Source organism: Modestobacter sp. DSM 44400 (assembly GCF_900107175.1).
Lineage (GTDB): Bacteria > Actinomycetota > Actinomycetes > Mycobacteriales > Geodermatophilaceae > Modestobacter.
In genome coordinates, this window is sequence record NZ_FNOZ01000033.1 from 14,428 (window position 1) to 33,539 (window position 19,112).

Here is a 19,112-nt window from a genome sequence, read left to right on the forward strand (position 1 = left end):
CCGAGACAGTGGCCGTGGGCGGTTCTCCTCTGCCGATGGTCCGACGCGCCGGAGGAGCCACGACCGCCGGACTTGTACGAGGCGTTGTTCACCCGGAGCGGCGCCGGCGGAGTGGTCGACTACTGGCAGCAGGTGACCTACGGGACGCTCGACCTGACCGGCTCCCGGGTCTTCGGCTGGCTGCCCATGAGCCACGGCACCGCGGAGATCGCGGAGATCGCGGATCTGACGTTCCCGGGGGACCGTGCCCGGCTGGCCGCCTGGGGGCGCGAGGCAGCGCATGTGGCCGGAATCGACCTCACCCCGTATCGCTCCGTCCTCGTCGTCCAGAACCGCGGTCCCGACCACGGCGCCACCGCCAGCGGAGACGTCGTCATCGTGCACACCGATCCCGGGCTGTGCGAGTTCGGCTTCATCTGCCACGAGATGGGGCGCGGCTTCGGACTCCCGCACTCCTACGCCCACCCCGACATCGGATACGGGGACGGCTGGGACCTGATGAGCTTCGCCTCCACGACCTTCCAGTGCCCGATCGCGTTCCGCGGTGCATCGGGGGCGGCCACCGTGGGGCTCAACGCCCACAACTTGCTCCGGCTGGACGTCATCGACCCCTCCCGGCGGTGGACCCTCGCCCACCCGGACGTCAGCGCCACGGTCGTGCTGGACCCGCTCAACCAGCCGGCGATCGGCAGCCGTGGTGCCCTGGTGCTCGAACTGCTCCCGTCGGCGACCCGTCCCGCCCGACCGGACGGCAGCACCTGGACGTCGAGTTCCACGAACGGGCCGGATGGGACCCGACCATCCCGGCCGATGCGGTGACGATCCACCAGGTCCGGACGGACGGGCGCTCCTACCTCCAGCCCGGGATCTGGTCCCGGTTCGCGGCCGGCGAAAGCTTCACCGTGCCGGACCCGGCCGTGACGATCGCGGTGACAGCGCTGTCGTCGGACCCAGCGTCGGCCACGGTCCGCGTCTGGGACGCCCCGGACGGGTCCCTGCGGAAGGAGGACTCCAAGCCGAAGGTCTATCTGATGGCGCAGGGCCACAAGTGCTGGGTGACCTCGCCGGCCGTCCTGGCGGCGCTCGGGCGCGGTTGGGCAGACAGGACGTCGGGGCGACCAACACGGCGATCACGCACACCTTCCGGGCGCGTCGGGTGCGCACCCCGGGGCCACCGCCAGCGGAGTTCGAGCTGGTCTGGCCCATCGTGGTCGCCCTCGTCCCCGGGTTCCCCGGAACACCCGTCGACTGCGGGTTCCCGGAGGACTGACCAACGACCGGCGCGGCCGGGGGTGACGGCGGACTGACGCGCTGGTGACGGCACCGGCGGACCATCACCGGAGACGGCCGCACGGGCCGGTTCGGAAGGGAGGCCGCGATGGCCGTCGCGCGTCAGACCTGCCTCCGGTTCCGCGACTCCGGTTCCGCACCGTCCGGGTTGTCCGCGGTGTGCCGGGACGGGCTGTGGCTGTGGGTGGCCGGGGACGAGGCGCCGCAGCTGGAGCGGTTGGCGGAGTCGCCCGACGGCGCGTCATACGCCGATGCCCGGTCGTTCCGGCTGGGCGACGTCCTCGACCTCCCGGAGGGGCCCGACGAAGAGGTCGACGTCGAGGGTCTGGACCGCTCCTCAGACCACCTCTGGCTGGTCGGGTCGTACAGCCGCACCCGGCGGGAGGTCCGGTCCAAGGACACCGAGGCGGAGGCGGTGGATCGGCTGGCGACCGTCCGGTCGCACGCCAACCGGCACGTGCTGGCCCGGCTGCCCCTCGCCGAGGGCCGCGACGGCGCGGTCCCGGTCCGCTCGACCACTGGCGCGGACGGCGTCGAGCGGGCCGCCGCCCTGCTCGACGGCGGCGTGGGCGGACTGGCCGACCAGCTGTCCCTTGACCAGCATCTGGCACCGTTCCTCGCGATCCCCAGCAAGGACAACGGCCTGGACGTCGAGGGCATCGTCGCGCTCGGGGACACGGTCCTCCTGGGCCTGCGAGGGCCGGTGCTGCGGGGGTGGGCCGTCGTCCTGGCGCCTCCGTCCCCGCGGCGTGCCCGGGCGGTCGGACCGGCTGACGCTCGGGTCCGACCGGCCGGCCCACCGGACGTACTTCCTGGACCTGGACGGGCTGGGGGTCCGCGATCTCTGCCGCGTCGGCGACGACATCATCGTGCTGGCCGGTCCGACGATGGACCTTGACGGCCCGGTGCGCCTGTACCGCTGGCGCGGCGGCGCGCTGACCCCGGACGCCACCGTCGTGCGTCGGGACGACCTGCGCCGCGTCGGGAAGCTGCCGCACGGCAGGGGGGAGACGGCGGGGAAGGACCACGCCGAGGGCATCACGCTGCTGCCGGCCGGGGGGACGCGACCTCGCTGCTCGTCGTGTACGACAGTCCGGCACCGGCACGGGAGGACGACGGTGTCCTCGCCGATGTCGTGACGCTGCAGGACTGAGGAGGGCGCCGTGATGTCCCGGTGACACCGTCCGGGCACGCTCGCCCGCAGCGGCCCGCCGCGTGAGGTGCTCAGCACGCAGGGGCTGATCGAGGACCTGCACGCGGCGGTGCACGCCGGCGAAGCGGTGGTGGGCGCGGGCGTCCTCGCCACCGGCCGGCGCCCCAGTCCTCCGGAGGTGACGTACGGGTGAGGTGCGATGCCCGGCGTCGCGCCGTTCGAGGGCAGACCGGGTCCGACAGGGAGAGAGCGTCCGCGATGGCGGCCTCGCAGGAGCACATCGACGCGTCGACGCCGATGGGGGCCACGCTGGTCGACGGCGGCGCCACGTTCCGCGTCTGGGCACCCGGTGCCCGCAGTGTGCACGTGGCCCTCGGTGGCGTCGCGGGGTACACGCCCACGTCCGCCGACGCCCTCCTCGAGGACCGGGCCAGCCACCACTGGACCGGCTTCTTCCCGGGGGTCACCGACGGCACCGGTTACCGGTTCTGGGTGATGGGGGAGGGCAGTGGCCCGAAACGGGACCCGTGGGCGCGTGAGCTCGAGTTCGGCGACCACCTGGACACCGACTGCATCGTCCGGGACCGGCAGTCCTACCCGTGGCACGACGCTGCCCATGTGCCCCCGCCCTTCGACGACCTGGTGGTCTACCAGCTGCACATCGGGGTGTTCGCCGCCGACGACGACACCGGCCGCGACGTGCGCGCCGGCCGGGTGGCCACGTTCCTCGACGCCCTGCGCCGGATCGAGTACCTCGCCAACCTCGGTGTCACCGCCGTCCAGCCGCTCCCGGTGATCGAGTTCCGCACCCCGTGGAGCCAGGGGTACAACGGCACCGACCTGTTCTCCCCGGAGATGGACTACTGCCGGCCGGCTGCGGAGCTGGGCCCGGACCTGGCGGAGGTCAACCGGCTGCTGGCGGCCCGGGGGCACCCGCCGCTGGCGGCGGTCCACCTCATCGGTCAGGTCAACCAGCTCAAGGCCTTCGTGGACGTCTGCCACGTCTACGGCATCGCGGTGCTGCCTGACGTCGTCTACAACCACGCGGGCGGGAACCTCGACGACCAGAGCCTCGACTACTTCGACCGGCCGGCCCATCAGGACGAGAGCAACAGTCTGTACTTCGGCAGCGGCCGGGAGGCCGGTGGCAAGGTCTTCGACTACGCGAAGCCCGACGTCGTCGAGTACCTGATCGGGAACGCGCGGATGTTCCTCGAGGAGTACCACGTCGACGGGTTCCGTTTCGACCAGGTCACCGTCATCGACCGCAACGGCGGCTGGTCGTTCTGCCAGGACCTGACCGACACGCTGCGGCACGTGCGGCCGTCCGCGGCGCTGATCGCCGAGTACTGGGGGGAGCACCGGTGGAAGGCGGTGACCCCGACCCGCGACGACGCGGGGATGGGGTTCGACTTCGGCTACTCCGACGGTCTGCGTGATGCGGTCCGCGGGACGATCGGGCAGGCGTCGGGCGGTGCCGGTGCCCACGTCTCCCTGCGGGGCCTCGCGGACGGACTGGCCCGGCCCGCCGGGTTCCCCGACGCGTGGCGGGCCTACAACTGCGTGGAGAACCACGACCTGCTCCTCGATGCGGACGGCGACCACCGCTACCCGCGCGTCGCGCGGCTCGCCGACTCCAGCGATCCGCGGTCGTGGTACGCCCGCAGCCGGTCCCGGGTGGCGACCGGCGTCCTGCTCACCGCGCCGGGCACCCCCATGCTCTTCATGGGGCAGGAGTTCCTCGCCGACCGGTGGTGGTCCGACGACCCGCACCGGGCCGACCTGCTGATCCGGTGGGCCGACGTCATGGGCGGCGACCGGCACGCCGCCGACTTCCACCTGTTCACCCGTGACCTCATACGGCTGCGCCGGAGCATGCCGGCACTGCGGTCCGAGGGGATGAACGCCTACCACGTGGACGAGGCCAGCCGGGTGGTCGCCTGGCACCGCTGGGTCCCCGGGGTCGGGCAGGACGTGGTCGTCCTCGTCAGCCTGGCCGAGTCGACCGCGCCGGGGTATTCCCTCGGCCTGCCTCGACCGGGCCGGTGGGAGGAGGCCTTCACCAGCGACCGCTACGACCACCACCCGAACCCCTGGGCGCAGACCAACGCAGGTGGCTTCCCGGCCGACGGAGGCCCGATGCACGGCATGGCGCAGTCCGGCCGCCTCACCGTCCCGGCCAACAGCGTGGTGGTCCTCGCCGCACCTGACCGGATCGGGTGACGGGGCGGTGACGCGCCAGTGACGTGGCCGCTGCGAGTCTCGCCGCTCCGGTGATGCCCGGTCCGCGCGAGGCTGTCCGGGGAGGTCGGCATGTCGGAGGGTCGCCCGTCGTTCTGGACCACGGTGCCGGGGGTCCTGACCGGCCTCGCGGCGCTCATCACGGCGCTGGTCGCGGCAGGCGCCCTGTTTCTCGGCGGCGATCACGACGCGACCGGCGATGCGGTGGTCGGCAGCGGTGCCGGGGACGTCAGCAGTGCCGCGGACGGCGACCGGGACCCGGCACCGACCTCCTCCGGCGGGTCGTCCGCCGGCCTGGCCCCGGCGTCCCCCGCGGGCGGCCGGGTGGCTGCCGGCTCGGTGGTCCGGCTGCTGGCCGGGGACTATCTCGACGTCGACACCGGCGTCCAGGGCGGCAACGGGCTCACCGGTTCGGACTTGGTGTGGAACAACGTGTTGAGCCTCAACGGGGTCCGCAACGCGATCGTCCCCGCGGAGACCGACGAGGCCGGCTGCACGGCGGCGCTGCGGACCAGGTCCGACGGTGTGCTGTCGGCCGACCGGGTCTCGCGCGGAGCGGTCGTCTGCCTGACGACGGACGCCGGGGCCCTCGTGCTCGCGAGCGTCGCGCCCCCGGACGTCGACGGCAGCCTCACCCTGACGCTGACCGTCTGGCGCTGAGCGGGGAGCACAGGGGTACTGCGCGGAGTCGCCGGGGCGGTGTCCTGATGCCGGCCGTGCTCACCGCCGCCTCGAAGCTCGTCTGCGTGCACGGCGGCACCCTGACCGTCACCGCTTCCACCAGCGGGCTGAGCGTCGCCGGTCCTGGTGCTGGTGCTGGCCGACCTGATCGCCGCGACCATCACCGGCTGCACGAACACCGAGACCGACGTCGGTCAGGGGCCTTGCCTGACGGTGACCTCGGTGCTCGCCGGCGCCAGCACCTCACTCACGGTGGGCGGCCAGCCGGTGGTCCTCGACACCGCTCGAGGGCTGACCGACGCCAGCCCCCCGCTGCTGCTGATATGGCAGGTGGAGGCGGCGGGCCAGGTGGTGCTGCAGGCGTCCTGACCTCCGCTTCACGAGCGTCGTCGTCGTGATCCGCCGGAGAGCGCATCGCTCGGCCTGCTCGAACCCGGCCCACGACGGCCTCTCCGCCGGAGGCGATCCGGCCCCGTCGGCGCTGCGAGTGGGCACCGGTGACTCCAGCATGTCGGCCACCGACGGGAGCTCCCGGATCCTGTTCCACACCTCGGCCTGACGGTGCGCTCGCTGCTCCTCGGGCAGGTGCTGCTCCTCGGCCCTGCGCTGCAGCTCGCTCAGCTCCTTCTTGCGCTCAGCGAAATCCTCGGTGACCCAGTCCGTGTATCCGTACATCGTCTTGAACAGGGCGACGAGCTCCGCGTGGTCCGGGAACGGCGCGTCCACCCCATCACTCGAGGCGATCTCGTGTTCGATCATCCGCAGGTCCAGACCGGTGTCGATCAGAGCGAGCATCTGCTCGCTCCAGGTCTTCACCGAGCGGTTCGCGGCGATGAGGATCGGCACTCTGCGCAGCTGGTTGGTCGCTCCCACCAGGCGGTTGTACTTGTCCTGCCGGAACGCACGGTGCTGCGCCGCTCGCAGCGCCTGGTCCTGGTAACGGTCGACGAGCAGCTTGAGCACTGTGCCGAACACCACCACGACGATGAGCTGGATTAGACCCTTGCCGAGCTCGAACCAGAGGTCGTCTTTGCGGCCTCCCTCGCGGCTGCTGAAGATGGCGATGAGCCCGATGCCAGCGCAGGTCGCCAGCACCACGAGGAACGTGAGCAGCCCGTGCCTCTTCATCGGGGCACCAGTACCGGAACGCCTCGCTGCTCGTGCGGGTGTGGCTGGACCGACGAACCGAGCCGTCCAGGGCACCCCTCACGAGCCGGGACCCGGCCACGGTCGACCTCGTCGGCGCCGGCGCCGTTCGCCAGCCGCACACGTACGAGCAGCACGCTGCTCCGGTCGTCGTCCACGGTCACCGCCCGTCCGCCGGGACCAACCATCGCCGGTGCCCGTCACAGCACCGTCACCGCGTCCGCGAAGGGCAGGCGGGTGACTCGCTAGCGACGGGGTGGCGCGCTGCGTGAGGGGAGCGGTGGCACGCCCACCGTGGGATCGCCGAGGACCACCATGCTCTGCCGGTCCCGCGCGGCCAGCGTGGTGGCCATCGCCACACCCGCGGTGTCCTCCCCCCGGTCGTAGGCCCGGTAGGCACCGTCTCGCGCCGCGTACAACTCGCCGACGTGCGCGTACGACTCGCGCAGGGCCTGCCCCACGGGCGCGGGGCGGAAGAGCCCGTTGTACAGGCCGCGGCAGATGCTCGAGGTGAGCTTCTGCCCGGTGTGGGGGTTCTGGATGGTCCAGTCGAAGGTGGGCTCGACGTGACCGATGAAGGCCCGGAGGGGGCGTGCCGCCCCGAGGAGGGCCGCGGGTAGTGGGGCGACGTGCGTGCCGATGCCGGCGATCCCGCACAGCACGTGGTCCAGCCAGGACCCCTCCTCCAGGAGTCCCGCGTAGATGGTGCTGCCGTCGCTGCCGGCCGAGCAGCAGGCGTGCGCATACCAGATCGCACCGTCCGGCTCCCACGCGGCGAGCAGCTGCGCCGGCTCGACGGTCGAGTACTCGCCGTCCACCGGGAGCCCCAGGTCACGCACCATCGCGATCGGGTCGGCCAGCGGCCCCGTCTTCCCATGGCTGGTGGTGACGACCAGCCCTGGGTGGCGGTCGTTCAGCGCCTGGTACAGCGCGGCCGCTGTGGCCTGTCCCTTCGAGCCGTCGAGGTAGCGCGCGTTCACACCGATCTCGGTGTCGCCGGCCAGGGCCTTCTGAAGGCGGGCCCCGATCGCCCGGCGCATCACCCGGGTCACGTCGGCCGGGCCGTGGTCCACGGACCAGACGACGGTGTGCGTCGGCTGGGCCGCCGACGCGGGCCAGTCGCCCAGCAGCGCCGTGACGTAGTTCTCCAGGCCCGCCCCGATCAGCGTCAGCCGGCCCACCGCGGACGACTGGTTGGCGAGGTACTGGAACTCCCAGGGGATGACGTCAGGACCGCCGTACATGAGCAGGTACCGGGGCAGCGCCCCGGCCGCGGTGCCCCGGTCCGGACCGCTGAGTGCGATGTCCTGGAACGGCCGGTCGGTGTAGTACCGCCGGAGGTGGGTGAACCGCAACGCCGGCTCGGTCCGGTACCGGAGCACGGGGGAGCCCGGCCTGGCTTCCAGCAGCTCCCGGAGTGGTCCTGGCGCGTCTTCCCCCCGGGCCTTCGCGTCGTCGGCCAGCGCGTCGTCGTCGGGCAGCACCAGGCCCCAGCCGACCCGGGGGTCGCGCCACTCCCGTGGGTCCGCGTCGTCCTCGGGGGCGAGGAGCCGGGGGAGCGTCGTGCCGTGACCGTCCAGTGCCCAGCCGCGGGACGTGGGACCGAGCGGTCCCGGGCCAGGCTCCTCGCCCGTCCAGGCGTTGACCCGCAAGGCGGTCGGCAGGGCCGGCGAGACCGTGGTGGTCACCGTGGCGGCCTCCTCAGCTCCTCGAGTGCACGGTCGATCTCCTGGTCGATGCGCGCCAGGACGTCAGCAGCCGTGCCTGCAGGATGCTCACGGCGCCACGTGAACAGGGTGTCGAGGTAGTCGGTGGTGTCCTTCTGGGTCTGTGCGTCGTGCAACGGGTCGGCGACCAGCTGCTCGATGACCAGCGGGTCGCGGCGGACGTACAACACCGGCAGGGTCCAGTCACGGTGGCAGGCAGCCGACTGGCGCAGGTCCGCTGCCTGGTGGGTGTCCCGTAGGTCGCGCCGGGGCGCCGCCAGAGCGCCGGCGAGCTCGAGGTCGACCTCCTCGCCGGGCACGATCTTGGTGCCCAGCTGAGTGAGCAGCGCTGTGTAGAAGCCGTACGTGAACACCGCAGCGACAGCGCTCGACACCGGATCGCGCATCCCCACCACGGCCGGGCAGCCAGCGCGGGTGAGCAGGTAGGCGAGGGACCGCGCCCCCGCGGAGTCGCTCGCGCCCTTGCAGGCGTTGAGTGAGATCAGCCAGGTGGACCGGCCGACGCTGTGCAGCTGGAGTGGCTCGAGCACGACCGAGCTGCCGTGCCCGCGGTCGTGCTCCCGCCGCGTGGCGAGCCGGAGCAACGGCGACGTCCCGCCCTGGCCGTGGCAGAACAGGTGCAGGAGGTGCGGGTCGAAGTTCTTGAGAGCGCGTAACAGGTCGTTGGCGCCGGTCAGGAACTGGACGGAACCCTCGACACCGTCCTGCTTGAGGTCGGCCTCGATCTGGTCTGCCACGGCTCCTTCGCCGACCCAGAGAGACAGCTCGAGGCCCATCGTGTCCGGACTCTGTCTGATCGCCCGCCGGAGTGCCGCCCACTCTTCCGCGGCAGAGACCCCGATGGCCGACATCACTGCCATGAGTCGGATCGGCGCGGTGAAGGTCCGTACGCCTCGCTCCGGTGCCATCGCGGCGGCCCGGCGCGCGATCGGCCAGCGGTCCTCCAGCGCGAGGAACCCCGCTGCCGGTTCGAAGAGCGCCTCCCACGGGAAGGCGGCGGCCGTTTCGGAGCCCTCGAGGTCGAGGTAGACAGGGCAGCACTCGTCCGGCGGTGTGAGGTCGAGTGCGTAGTGGAAGGCCGCCTTCGTGGCCTCGTGCTTGCCGAGCTCGGCGAGCAGGGCCTGCCCCACGGTGCGCATGTTCTCTCCGGAGGGCGGGTCCTCGTTGAACTGGTCGACCAGCGCGGGATCGCCGACGAACGGGTACAGCTGCCCGAAGCCCGGTACCGATGTCGGCTCCTCGACCGACACGAAGACGGCCTCACCCGTCTGGTCCGCGCTGGGAACCGTGGCCACCCGCACCACGACGCGCCTCATCGGTCGTCCCGCTTGCCCCGGACCGAGGACTCGATCGACCTGCTGATGAACGACAGCGCGTCGGTGACGCCCCGGGACGCCGTGTCGGAGCCTGCGGGATCGACCTCCGTCCCCAGCAGGTTCGACGTCCAGCGCTCGAGGATCCGCTGACTCGAGGCCACCCAGGCCGACGGCTCGGTCGGGTCGCGCCGGGCCTGGCGGAGGACGCCGGCGTCGAGCGTGCAGTCCCGGAGTGCGGACTCGATCCGCTCCGCCGTCACGTCGTCCTTCCTCGGTGCCGGCGAGGTCGACGCCGTCCGTGACTGCACGAGCAGGGGATGGCAGGCGACCATCAGGGTCGGTGTCATCGGGAGCTGATGTGGTCCCGGGGTGTACAGGAACCGGTACGCCGCCGCCAGTTCGGTAGCGGGGCCGGCCGGCGCGTGCAGGATGACCGGTCCGGAGAGCAGTCCGGTCATCCGGTGCATGAAGATCCGCAGCCCTGCCTCGCCGCGTCGCGGGGCGCGGCTCTCCGGCATCGCGACGCTGAGGCTCCAGGCGCCCAGCTCGGTCAGGCAGGCCAGCAACTGGGCGACGCTGACCAGGCGGATCGCGCGGGGACTGTCCACCCCGGCCGGTGAGGCGCCGAAGTCGAGCAGCCCGTAGTTCTCCGACACCCGCGCGGAACAGATCAGGTGGACGACGTCGACCGTCCCAGGTGCGATCTCGTCCAGCATCCAGCGCAACCACGGGTTGTCGGGCCGGGAATCCACGGGGGCATCCGGTGACGGAGACGTCGGCTCGAAGAGCTCGTCCTCAGTCGGTGGTTCGTGGAACCGGACCATCGTGCCGGGCGCCACCCAGTCGACTGCCTCCCGGTCAGCGGTGAAGACGTCGACGCGGGCCCCCGGCAGGATCTGGACGACCGTGCCGAGGTAGTCCCGTAGCGCCGTCGTGCCCGACCAGGGGGCGCACACCGCCACCCGCAGGTCGTCGGCCGGTACGTCGGGCGGGGGGACCGCGGAGAAGGGCAGCCGCAGCAGGGGGAACCCCAGTTGCGGCAGCAACAGGCGCTCCCAGGGGATGGCCGGCAGGTGCCCGAAGGGCCGTCGGAAGTCGAGCCAGACCGGCTGGTCCCTGGGCGCGGGCTCCAGTGCCCGGAGCAACTCCGTGTGCCAGGCCGGCGGGAGGCCCGGAAGCCGGTCGGCGAGGGCCTTGTCGATCCCTCTGAGGTCCAGCGGCAGGCCCAGGTCCGCCAGCGTGAGGTCGTGTTGCAGGCGGACGTCGTCGGGCAGGTCGACCTCGACGTGGACGCCCCGCGGTTCAGGGACGTCCTCCTCCCCGGTCAGCTGGAGCGACGCCCCGATCGCCGTGAGCGCGTACGCGCGGTTGAGCAGGACGGGCATCAGGACCACACCAGTTGGCGGAACGCCCACCAGGTTGCGGGCACGCTGATCGCGCTGTGCCCGGCGATGCCGCGTGTGCCGTCGAGCGCGACCAGCTTCCGTTCCGGGTCGAGCTGGTACGCGCCGCCCTGAGGTTGGAGCGCATGCCACTGCGTGGAGGCTTCGGCGCCGTGTGGGCCGTAGCCGCCGAGCGCCGCGTACACGCTGGGCGGATCCGGCCACGGGGCCGGCAACGGTTCGCGGAGGTCCCCGTCCCGCCGCAGCGCCCAGTGGAAGAACTGGGTGAGCGGCTTGTCGTGGGCGCTGTACGTGCTGAAGATCCCCTTCTCGACCCGGTCGAGGACGACGCGGTAGCCACCCGCCGGCTCCCCGTTGCCGGCCTCGGCGAAGCACAGGTGGTTGACTGCCGGCTGCAGGAGCAACATCGAGTGCACGGGCCGGGCGACCGGCTGCGCCGCCACGGCGGAGAGAACCACCTTGGCGCCGAACGAGTGGCCCATCAGGTGCACCCTGGCCTGGCTCTCCGCGAGCGCGTGCCGGACCAGGGGACCCACCGCGGCGGTGCCGACACGTCCGGCCCGGTCCTTCATGAGCCACACGGAGGCGCCGCGGACGGCGCTGCGGGGATCAATGAGATCTCCGAAGCCAGCGGCCCGGGGACCATCGTGTGGACCGGGGATGACGGCGCCGAAGTCGTCGTCGTCGGGGTCGTCTGGGCCGTCCAGGGCCGGAACCGGGGAGTCCACCGGAGGGGGAGCGGACTGCCAGCTCGCTGCCAGCGTCGGGCCGTCGGGCGCGACCACACTCTCACCCAGCTCCGGTCCCGCGCTGCGGTAGAGCGGCGCCAGCAGCTCGGCGAGCTCGGCGGTGCCGCCCGGGTCGAGCCTCGGCTGCGCGGCAAGCTCGCGAACGCGTGCGGCGTCGGCCGGCGTCAGCTCTGCCGCCACGTCGTCCAGCGCGGCGGCGTCAGGATCGACCGGCGCGCCCGTCGGCTCGCCGATGTCGGAGGCGAAGTCCGGTTCCCGCTCGCCGGGGAGCACCAGGAGGGCGCTCGGCCAGAAGATGCCCACCAGCAGCGCCCGCCGGCGCGGCTCGTCCGGGAACTGGCCGACGACGCCGTCGACGAAGTGGTCGTACCGCTCAGTCGCGGTCTCCCAGTCGTTGTTCCACCCGTGGGAGAAGACGACGACGTCGGTGAACTCACCGGATCGCAGGGCGTCGCGGACCCGCTCCAGCGTCTCGGGCGAGCGACTGGCGCCCTTCTTGTCGTACTGCAGGATCCAGAACGGATCGTCTCGACCGACAGTCCGGTACGGCTCAAGCGCTGATGTGGTCACCGTGGCCTCGAAGGTGGTACGCCGATGTACAGATGGAGGACGAAGGACGACGCCGGCCGGTGTCCCGGGTCGAGCCGCAGAGGCCCTTGCCTGAGATGGTGGGACCTGCGCGTCACCGGCCCGTCACGGCAGTGTCACCAGGCTCGGGTCCTCGACGCCATGACGACTCCGGCCGCCAGACCCCGCCTCGAGTGCCCTTCACGGCGCCTGGCGGGCGGGTTCCGAGAGGCTCGGGCTACCACTTCTCGGCGCGGCGTGGTGGGGCTTCCGGTCGACGATCAGCGTCGAGCACGGTGGGCCATCTCTGCCCAGAACCTGCCGAGGTCCTCGGGCAGCGTGCCCTGCCAGGGGGCCGCCCGTCGCCGGAGGCGGCTGCGGCCGAGCAACGTCTGCTGCCTCCTGCAGAACGCCTCGCTCATCTCCGCCCGGTAGGACTGGATGCCCTTCGGTGGGTAGGGGCAGAGCTCGAAGGGGCACCCGCCTGCGCAGTTGGAGCCGGGCTGCATCGTGCTGGCGTCACCGGCGGCACGGTTGGGGTCCAGCGGCTCGCGCTCTCGCGCGAAACAAGGCGGCAGATCCGGCCGGTTGGCCCGCTCCAGTCGCGTCTCGCGCTCCACCGAACGCGGTCCGCGGTCGGCCAGGTTGATGAGCAGGAGCACATCGGCCACGAGTTGCTGGGCGCGGGGGGCCAGTGAGCTCCACCCCGTGGACGGCGGGATCCAGAGGTTGTGCTTGCGGGGGCCCGCGAGGTGCTTGTTCCTGGAGCCGATCTTCGAGGTGACGCCGAAGACGTCGATCCAGATGAACCGCTCGGGCTCGCGCGAGTCCAGGGCGAGGACTGCGAGCTCCGCCGCTTCCCGCACGAAGGGGTGCTTGCGGTCCACGGTGCTCCCGCGGTCCGCGTCGGCCGTCCGGTCCCTCTTGGTCCCGGCCGACTGGAGCCAGTGCTGCACGCGTGTGCTCGGGTCGGTGCTCCAGGTCCTCGGCCCATCGCGCCTGCTGGGCGGGGGCGGATCGGCGCCGTCCACGCCGTCGTCCGGCAGCGACCACAGGGTGAGCGCGTGGAGAAGGGGCAGCTGGCCGGCCCAGAACCCGGTGCGCTTGAGGAGGTCCGCGGCCTGCTCCACGAGGAACGAGCGGGCTCCCGTCTCCGAGTACGGGTGCCGGCGTCTGCGGTTCGCCGAGTAGGTGAACCCCTGCGCCAGGGCGACCTCGACCGAGATGGGCAGCCGTGGCTCGCGGTCGCCGACGGGAGTCGCACCGACCCGCCGCACCCATTCCCGCAGGTTCCGCTCCGCGTCGTCCTGCGCGCTCGGCCCGCCGGGTCCGCTCGGCCCCACGGAGCCGAACAGCAGCGGAGCCAGCCAGGCGGACATGATCCTCGTCCGCCACCACTCCTCGGGATCGTTGACGTCGCCGCAGTCGTCGTCCAGCGCCGCGGCGAAGTCCTCCTTGAGCTGGTCGAAGGCCCCGTGCCCGCTGACCCCCAGCTCCTGGGCCACCGCGTGCCGGACGGCGTAGGACGCCGACTCGAGGCAGCCGATGCGGAAGAGGTCGTGGTACCCGGGGGCCACCGTCCCGGGTTGCTCCCGGCGAGCTGCTCGCCGGTCGATCTGCCGCGCGGCATCCCCGAACCGGCGGACGAGGCCGATCTTCGCCTCCTCGAGGGTGCGCTGGTCCGAGGCCGTGAAGGCGTCCCAGGCCCCGCGGACCCGGGCCGCGATCTGTGGGTGCTGCGGGAGGTCGACAACGCTGTCGATCTCCAGCGCTGCGGCGAACATGTCGAGAGACTTGTTGTCCTTGCGACTCGAGGCCCGCTTCGTGAGCGCCGTGACCACGGCGTGCAGACGGTCGGGCGCCACGGCGGTGGCTCCGGTGATCGGGTTGTCCGCGCTGAATCTCCTCGCCGCGAGGTCCGACCCGACCCGACGACGTGACATCAGGACCGCAGCGATCAGCAGTTCCCGACCCGGACGCCGGGGGGCCTGGAAGGCCTCGGTGCGGAAGGCGTCGTTCCCGATCACCTCGTCGAGGAGGAGGGAACCGAGGTAGGCCTGGAGGATGCTGTGGTCGAACCGGACCTCCTCACCGCGGGCCTCGAGCAGCCCGAGCCGGCTGGCCCAGGTGGCCGCGAGGCGGATCTGCACCGGGCGGATCCGGCGGGCCTTCAGGACGGCGGTGACCCGGGCCCGGAGCGCCTCGTCGACCAGGTGTTCGCCGGCGTCGTCGTCCTCGTTCTGGCGGTCCTCGGCGCTGATCTCCCTCTCGCCGTCCTCGCGCCCTGGCTTGACACGCACGACGTCGGAGTAGCGCACCTCCAACGAGTCGCGCTTCAACCCCTCGATCGCCATGACCGACGCGAAGGTGACGGTGAGCAGTCGCTCGTCCTGGTTGAGCGGTACTCCCGGTTGGAGCCGTCCATGGACCAGTGCCCACAACCACGTGTCGAGCAGGTTGAGCCGCAGGGCGGAACGGTCCAGGTCGCGGGTGTTCACCCCGTGGGCCCGCACTCCGTCGGTCAGGTGCTGCAGCAGTCCCCGGTCGTGCAGCTCACGGGTGATCCGCAGGTAGATCGGTGATTCGGCGATGTCCGCCGTCTCCACGATCCAGTCCAGCCGCTGGCGGTCACCTGCCGCGTCGCGCCGTTCCAGGTACCCGAGCGAGTCCGACTTGCTCAGCGGTTCCAGCTCGAAGATCGCCGCATCCGCGCCACGGAGCGTGTCGTGGGGCCGTGACGCGATGACGAGGGGCAGGCGGTCCCGTCGTGCGCGGCGGATGCCGACGCGGACCATGGCCTCGCGGTCGTCTCCGGACCCATCGTCGCTGAGTGCCTCTTCCATGCCGTCGGCCAGGACCACGATGCGGTCGTGTTTCCGGAGGTAGCGCCAGGCTCTCTCGCCTTCCCCCTGGGACAGGATCGATGGCTCGATCTCGGCTCTGAACTGCTTCCACGCCAGTCCCTGGAAGTCGAGCACCCCCTTCTCCGCATCACGGAGGCGGATCGGCACCGGTACGGCACCCCGCATGGCGAGGAGATGGGTGAGCTGCACCATCACCGCTGTCTTCCCCGTTCCGACGCCGCCCAGGAGGATGTGCGGGCGACGGTCAGCACTGTTGCGCAGGTCGTCGATCATCACCTCGCAGATCTCGTCACGGCCCACGATGTCGCCTGGGATGGTCCCTGCGGTGGGCACGAGCTCCGACGGCGTCTTGACCGCCCTGGACCGGTACGGCCTGATCACCGCCCACAACCTGAGCAGCAGGAAGATCGCCATCGCGGCCCCGATCGACAGCCACGACACCACGAAGCCGGTCAGGGTGCCGCAGGAGGTGCCGACCCGCCGGCACGCCTCATCCGGGTTGAAGCCCAGCGGGAGGTCCAGCGGCCGTCGTCGCCACAGGACGACGTAGGCGGCGCGGAGGATCCACGACACCAGCAGTGTCGCCGCCGTGATCGACAGGACCCACGTCATCATCTCGCGCTTGCCGCTGCGCCACTTCACGGTGTCCCGCTCGGCGTCCCGTCTCGACGGTCGTATCCGGCGGGTCGTCCGACGGCGGCGAACAGGGCCGACCAGGCGCGCCCACCGTCGCTGGAGGCGCAGCGCGACCGGCCCGGGAGCGGGCCGGTCCCGAGGTGCCGGCGGCGACGGCCGTTGCTTCGGTGTCTGCTGTCGGTTCATGGTCCGCGCCAGTCAAGGCGCCGACCGTCACGACGACGTCACTGACGCACTCGCCGCTGGGCGGGCGGCCACGGTGACGGAGCGGTGACGCAGCCCGGTGATCCTCTGACGCAGAGCAGATCGAGGTCGGGAGGAGCGGGCCCGTGGCGCCGGTGATGGGTCGGGCAGCTTCTCCGAGCGCCGTTGTCGATGGCCCCGGAGCCCGCCACGAGCCGGCCACCCCGCCCGACTGGCGACTGCCGTTCCAGCGGCTCGACACCGGGGTCGCGGACGCGGTGGCCGCGGCGCGGCAGCGCTACGGGGCCGACGCGGGCCACGACTCCTTCCGGGGTCTCTACCTCAGCGACGCCGACGTGCTCGCGGCGCTCGCCCGGCCACTGGGGACACCCCTGCGCGGCACCGGCCGGACGTCTGCACCGGAGTGGCACGAGGTGGCCGCTGCGCACCCGGGATGGGCGTGGTTGCGTGACGTGTTGGGCCTCAGCGACGCGGAGCTGGACACCGTGCTGATCGCCCTCGCGCCGGAGGCGGATCTGCGCTACGAGCGGCTCTACGGCTACCTCCAGGACGACGTGAACCGGCGGCGTCCGACGGTGGACCTGGTGCTGGACCTGGTCAGCACGTCAGTGGACGAGAAGCTGGTGCACCGGGCGCTCTTCGCGGCCGATGCCCGGCTGCTGCGCCTGCACGTGCTCCGGCTGGCCGCGGACGACCGCCCGGCGGGGGCGCCGCTCCTCGCGCACGCCGTCGTCCCCGACCCGCAGGTGGTCGCCCTGCTCCTCGGAGGGGGCGGTCTGGATCGCGAGCTGACGTCGTGCTGCCGGTGGAGCACGCCGTCCCCGCGTGGGTGGCGGTCGACGGCGCTGCCGGCGGAGGTCCGTCGCTCGGTCCTGCGGGCCGTCCACGCCGCCCTCGGCCGATGTCGGCTGGGCATCCTGATGCACGGGCCCGAGGGCTCCGGCCGGCGGGCGGCGGCGGATGCCCTCGCCGGCGAGCTACGTCTGCCCCTCCTCGCGCTCGAGGTGGGGCACCTGCCCCAGGACGACGACGGGGCGGCTACCGCGGTGTTCCGCGCCTTCCGCGAGGCCGAACTGCGGGGGGCGCTGCTCCGCGTCGACGCGCCCTCCGACCTGCCGCCCGGCTCTCGGCGGCACGAGGCCCTGCTCGACGGGCTCGCCGACCGGACCGGCATCACGGTGCTCGTCGACCGGGAGCCCTGGACCGCCGACACGGGTGCGATCGGCCTGATGGACGTCGAGTTCGCCGGCGCCGACCTGGACCTGCGGCGGGCGTCCTGGGCGCACGAGCTGGAGCGCGCGCACGTCGCCTCCGCGGCCTCCCTCGCCGGCACGCTCGCGGACCGGTTCTCCTTCGGCTCCGACAGGGTCGCTGCGGCGGTGGCCAACGCCGTCGCCACCGCACCGGACGGGCTGCCGACCGCGCCGCAGGTGTTCGCCGCGGCTCGCCGGCAGACCAGTCACCGGCTGTCCGCCCTCGCCCGGCGGATCGAGCCCGTCCGGTCCTGGCCCGACGTCGTCCTCCCCGCCCGGACGTCGGAGCAGCTGCGGCTGGTGTGCGCGCGGGTCAGGCTGCGGTCGACGGTGCTGACCGACTGGGGGTTCGGGCGGAAGCTCGTCCGCAGCCGCGGGATCAGCGTGCTGTTCACCGGACCGCCGGGAACCGGCAAGACCACCGCCGCCGAACTGGTGGCCGGGGAGCTCGGTCTCGACCTGTTCGCCATCGACCTGTCCGGGGTGGTGAGCAAGTACATCGGGGAGACGGAGAAGAACCTCGAGCGCATCTTCTCGGCGGCCGCGGAGGCCGACGCGATCCTCCTGTTCGACGAGGCCGACGCACTGTTCGGCAAGCGCTCGGAGGTCCACGACGCGCACGACCGCTACGCCAACATCGAGACCTCCTACCTGCTGCAGCGCATGGAGCAGCACGACGGCGTCGCCATCCTCGCCACGAACCTGCGCGAGAACCTCGACGAGGCCTTCACCCGGCGCCTGCAGTTCATCGTCGACTTTCCCTTCCCCGACGAGGAGCTGCGGGCCGAGCTCTGGCGGATCTGCTTCCCGCCCGGGGTACCGATCGCCGACGACGTCGACCCCGCCCAGCTGGGCCGGGACTTCCGGCTGTCCGGGGCGGGGATCACGAACGCCGCCCTGCACGCCGCCTACCTGGCCGCGGCAGGTGGCCGGCCGATCGACGCCGAGACCGTCCACCGGGCCGTCCGACACGAGTTCGCCAAGACGGGCCGCGTCGTGCCCGATGCCCTCGCCGACCCGGGCGTGGGGACACCGTGATCAACGACCTCGACTCCTCGCTCGCCGCGCTCTTCGACGACGCGGTCGCGCCCGGGGACCTGCGCAACGCCGACGTCGCCTTCCAGACGCCGGACAAGGACTACCGGCCCAGCCAGGCGACGCTGAACCTGTTCCTGCACGAGATGACGGAGAACCGTTCACTGCGCGACGAGGCCCGGGTGATGACCCGGACCGGGAACAGGTACACGTCCCGGATGCCCTCCCTGCGGGTGGACTGCACGTACCTGATCACCGCGTGGTCGGTGCTGTCGGGGGGGCTGAAGACGGCCGAGGAGCATCGGCTGCTGGGGCTGGCCCTGCTGTGGCTCGGCCGGTTCCCGGTGCTGGACGAGCGGTTCCTGCGCGGCTCGCTGAGCGCCCCACCGCAGCCCTACCCGCTCCCGGTCGCGCTGGCCCGCACCCAGGAGGGGCGCTCCAACGCGGAGTTCTGGAACGCCCTCGGGATCGCGCCGCGGCCGGCCTTCGCCCTGACCGTCACGATCTCCATCGATCCCTACGACGACGTCGAGGACGTGCCGGCCCTCGAGGAGGACGGCGTCCGGATCCGCCCGACGTCGGTCGTCGACCCGCTGCTGTCGGGGCGGGTCGTCGACCGGGCTGCCGACCCGGTGCCCGGCGCGGTGGTCACCGTGCTGGAGACCGGCGACAGCGTGACCGCGGACCGGCACGGGGACTTCGTCGTCCCCGGACCGGGCTTCGGCACCTACACGCTGCAGGTGGAGCGGGACGGCAGTCCACCGCAGGACGTGCGAGTGACCTACGGGGCCGAGCACCAGACCCACACGGTGGTCATCTCCGGCCCGTGAGGCCGAGCAGGCGTCCG

At 72.3% G+C, this 19,112-nt stretch carries 14 protein-coding genes; 8 read left to right on the forward strand and 6 right to left on the reverse strand.

Annotated elements, in window-relative coordinates:
• Window positions 1–72: 72 nt before the first annotated feature.
• From BLW04_RS17680 to BLW04_RS17700, 6 genes are all read left to right on the forward strand, one after another.
• A complete protein-coding gene (locus BLW04_RS17680; protein WP_091544238.1) occupies window positions 73–819 on the forward strand; it encodes a metallopeptidase domain-containing protein in 747 nt (248 codons plus the stop codon).
• Window positions 820–1,378: 559 nt separating this feature from the next.
• A complete protein-coding gene (locus tag BLW04_RS17690; protein ID WP_217631096.1) occupies window positions 1,379–2,188 on the forward strand; it encodes a DUF3616 domain-containing protein in 810 nt (269 codons plus the stop codon).
• Window positions 2,118–2,429, forward strand: coding sequence for a DUF3616 domain-containing protein (locus BLW04_RS27630; protein WP_254781748.1), 312 nt, complete (start codon window positions 2,118–2,120; stop codon window positions 2,427–2,429). The genes BLW04_RS17690 and BLW04_RS27630 overlap by 71 nt, the downstream gene beginning before the upstream one ends.
• A gap of 81 nt (window positions 2,430–2,510) precedes the next feature.
• The gene (locus BLW04_RS29215) at window positions 2,511–2,636 is read left to right on the forward strand and encodes a hypothetical protein (RefSeq protein WP_256375492.1); all 126 of its coding nucleotides are present in this window, start codon (window positions 2,511–2,513) and stop codon (window positions 2,634–2,636) included.
• 65 nt (window positions 2,637–2,701) lie between these two features.
• Window positions 2,702–4,666: an alpha amylase C-terminal domain-containing protein gene (locus tag BLW04_RS17695; RefSeq protein WP_091544245.1), complete on the forward strand. Its 1,965-nt coding sequence runs from the start codon at window positions 2,702–2,704 to the stop codon at window positions 4,664–4,666.
• 90 nt (window positions 4,667–4,756) lie between these two features.
• Window positions 4,757–5,344, forward strand: coding sequence for a hypothetical protein (locus BLW04_RS17700; protein ID WP_091544252.1), 588 nt, complete (start codon window positions 4,757–4,759; stop codon window positions 5,342–5,344).
• A gap of 264 nt (window positions 5,345–5,608) precedes the next feature.
• Here the strand turns inward: BLW04_RS17700 and BLW04_RS17705 are convergent, their stop codons facing one another.
• From BLW04_RS17705 to BLW04_RS17735, 6 genes are all read right to left on the reverse strand, one after another.
• On the reverse strand, window positions 5,609–6,493 hold the full coding sequence (locus BLW04_RS17705) for a hypothetical protein (RefSeq protein ID WP_091544255.1): 885 nt from the start codon (window positions 6,491–6,493) through the stop codon (window positions 5,609–5,611).
• Between the two features lie 263 nt (window positions 6,494–6,756).
• Window positions 6,757–8,199 (reverse strand): hypothetical protein, encoded by a 1,443-nt coding sequence (locus tag BLW04_RS17715; protein ID WP_091544265.1) that lies wholly within the window; start codon window positions 8,197–8,199, stop codon window positions 6,757–6,759.
• Window positions 8,196–9,554 carry a CHAT domain-containing protein gene (locus BLW04_RS17720; protein ID WP_091544268.1) on the reverse strand — a complete coding sequence of 453 codons (1,359 nt, stop codon included), beginning with the start codon at window positions 9,552–9,554 and terminating at the stop codon, window positions 8,196–8,198. Before BLW04_RS17720 ends, BLW04_RS17715 begins: the two co-directional genes overlap by 4 nt.
• On the reverse strand, window positions 9,551–10,939 hold the full coding sequence (locus BLW04_RS17725) for a hypothetical protein (protein WP_139306892.1): 1,389 nt from the start codon (window positions 10,937–10,939) through the stop codon (window positions 9,551–9,553). The genes BLW04_RS17720 and BLW04_RS17725 overlap by 4 nt, the downstream gene beginning before the upstream one ends.
• Window positions 10,939–12,276, reverse strand: coding sequence for a hypothetical protein (locus BLW04_RS17730; RefSeq protein WP_091544275.1), 1,338 nt, complete (start codon window positions 12,274–12,276; stop codon window positions 10,939–10,941). The genes BLW04_RS17725 and BLW04_RS17730 overlap by 1 nt, the downstream gene beginning before the upstream one ends.
• A gap of 278 nt (window positions 12,277–12,554) precedes the next feature.
• Window positions 12,555–15,779 carry an NACHT domain-containing protein gene (locus BLW04_RS17735; RefSeq protein WP_091544278.1) on the reverse strand — a complete coding sequence of 1,075 codons (3,225 nt, stop codon included), beginning with the start codon at window positions 15,777–15,779 and terminating at the stop codon, window positions 12,555–12,557.
• Between the two features lie 323 nt (window positions 15,780–16,102).
• Between BLW04_RS17735 and BLW04_RS17740 the strand changes: the two genes are divergently transcribed.
• Window positions 16,103–18,268: an AAA family ATPase gene (locus BLW04_RS17740; protein ID WP_091544281.1), complete on the forward strand. Its 2,166-nt coding sequence runs from the start codon at window positions 16,103–16,105 to the stop codon at window positions 18,266–18,268.
• On the forward strand, window positions 18,265–19,095 hold the full coding sequence (locus BLW04_RS26050; protein ID WP_139306893.1) for a Pvc16 family protein: 831 nt from the start codon (window positions 18,265–18,267) through the stop codon (window positions 19,093–19,095). The genes BLW04_RS17740 and BLW04_RS26050 overlap by 4 nt, the downstream gene beginning before the upstream one ends.
• Window positions 19,096–19,112 lie beyond the last annotated feature (17 nt).

Coding starts and splice junctions, on each gene's coding strand:
- BLW04_RS17690 (WP_217631096.1), top strand. CDS start 1,379: ATGGCCGTCGCGCGTCAGACCTGCCTCCGGTTCCGCGACTCCGGTTCC.
- BLW04_RS17695 (WP_091544245.1), top strand. CDS start 2,702: ATGGCGGCCTCGCAGGAGCACATCGACGCGTCGACGCCGATGGGGGCC.
- BLW04_RS17700 (WP_091544252.1), top strand. CDS start 4,757: ATGTCGGAGGGTCGCCCGTCGTTCTGGACCACGGTGCCGGGGGTCCTG.
- BLW04_RS17725 (WP_139306892.1), bottom strand. CDS start 10,939: ATGCCCGTCCTGCTCAACCGCGCGTACGCGCTCACGGCGATCGGGGCG.
- BLW04_RS17720 (WP_091544268.1), bottom strand. CDS start 9,554: ATGAGGCGCGTCGTGGTGCGGGTGGCCACGGTTCCCAGCGCGGACCAG.
- BLW04_RS17705 (WP_091544255.1), bottom strand. CDS start 6,493: ATGAAGAGGCACGGGCTGCTCACGTTCCTCGTGGTGCTGGCGACCTGC.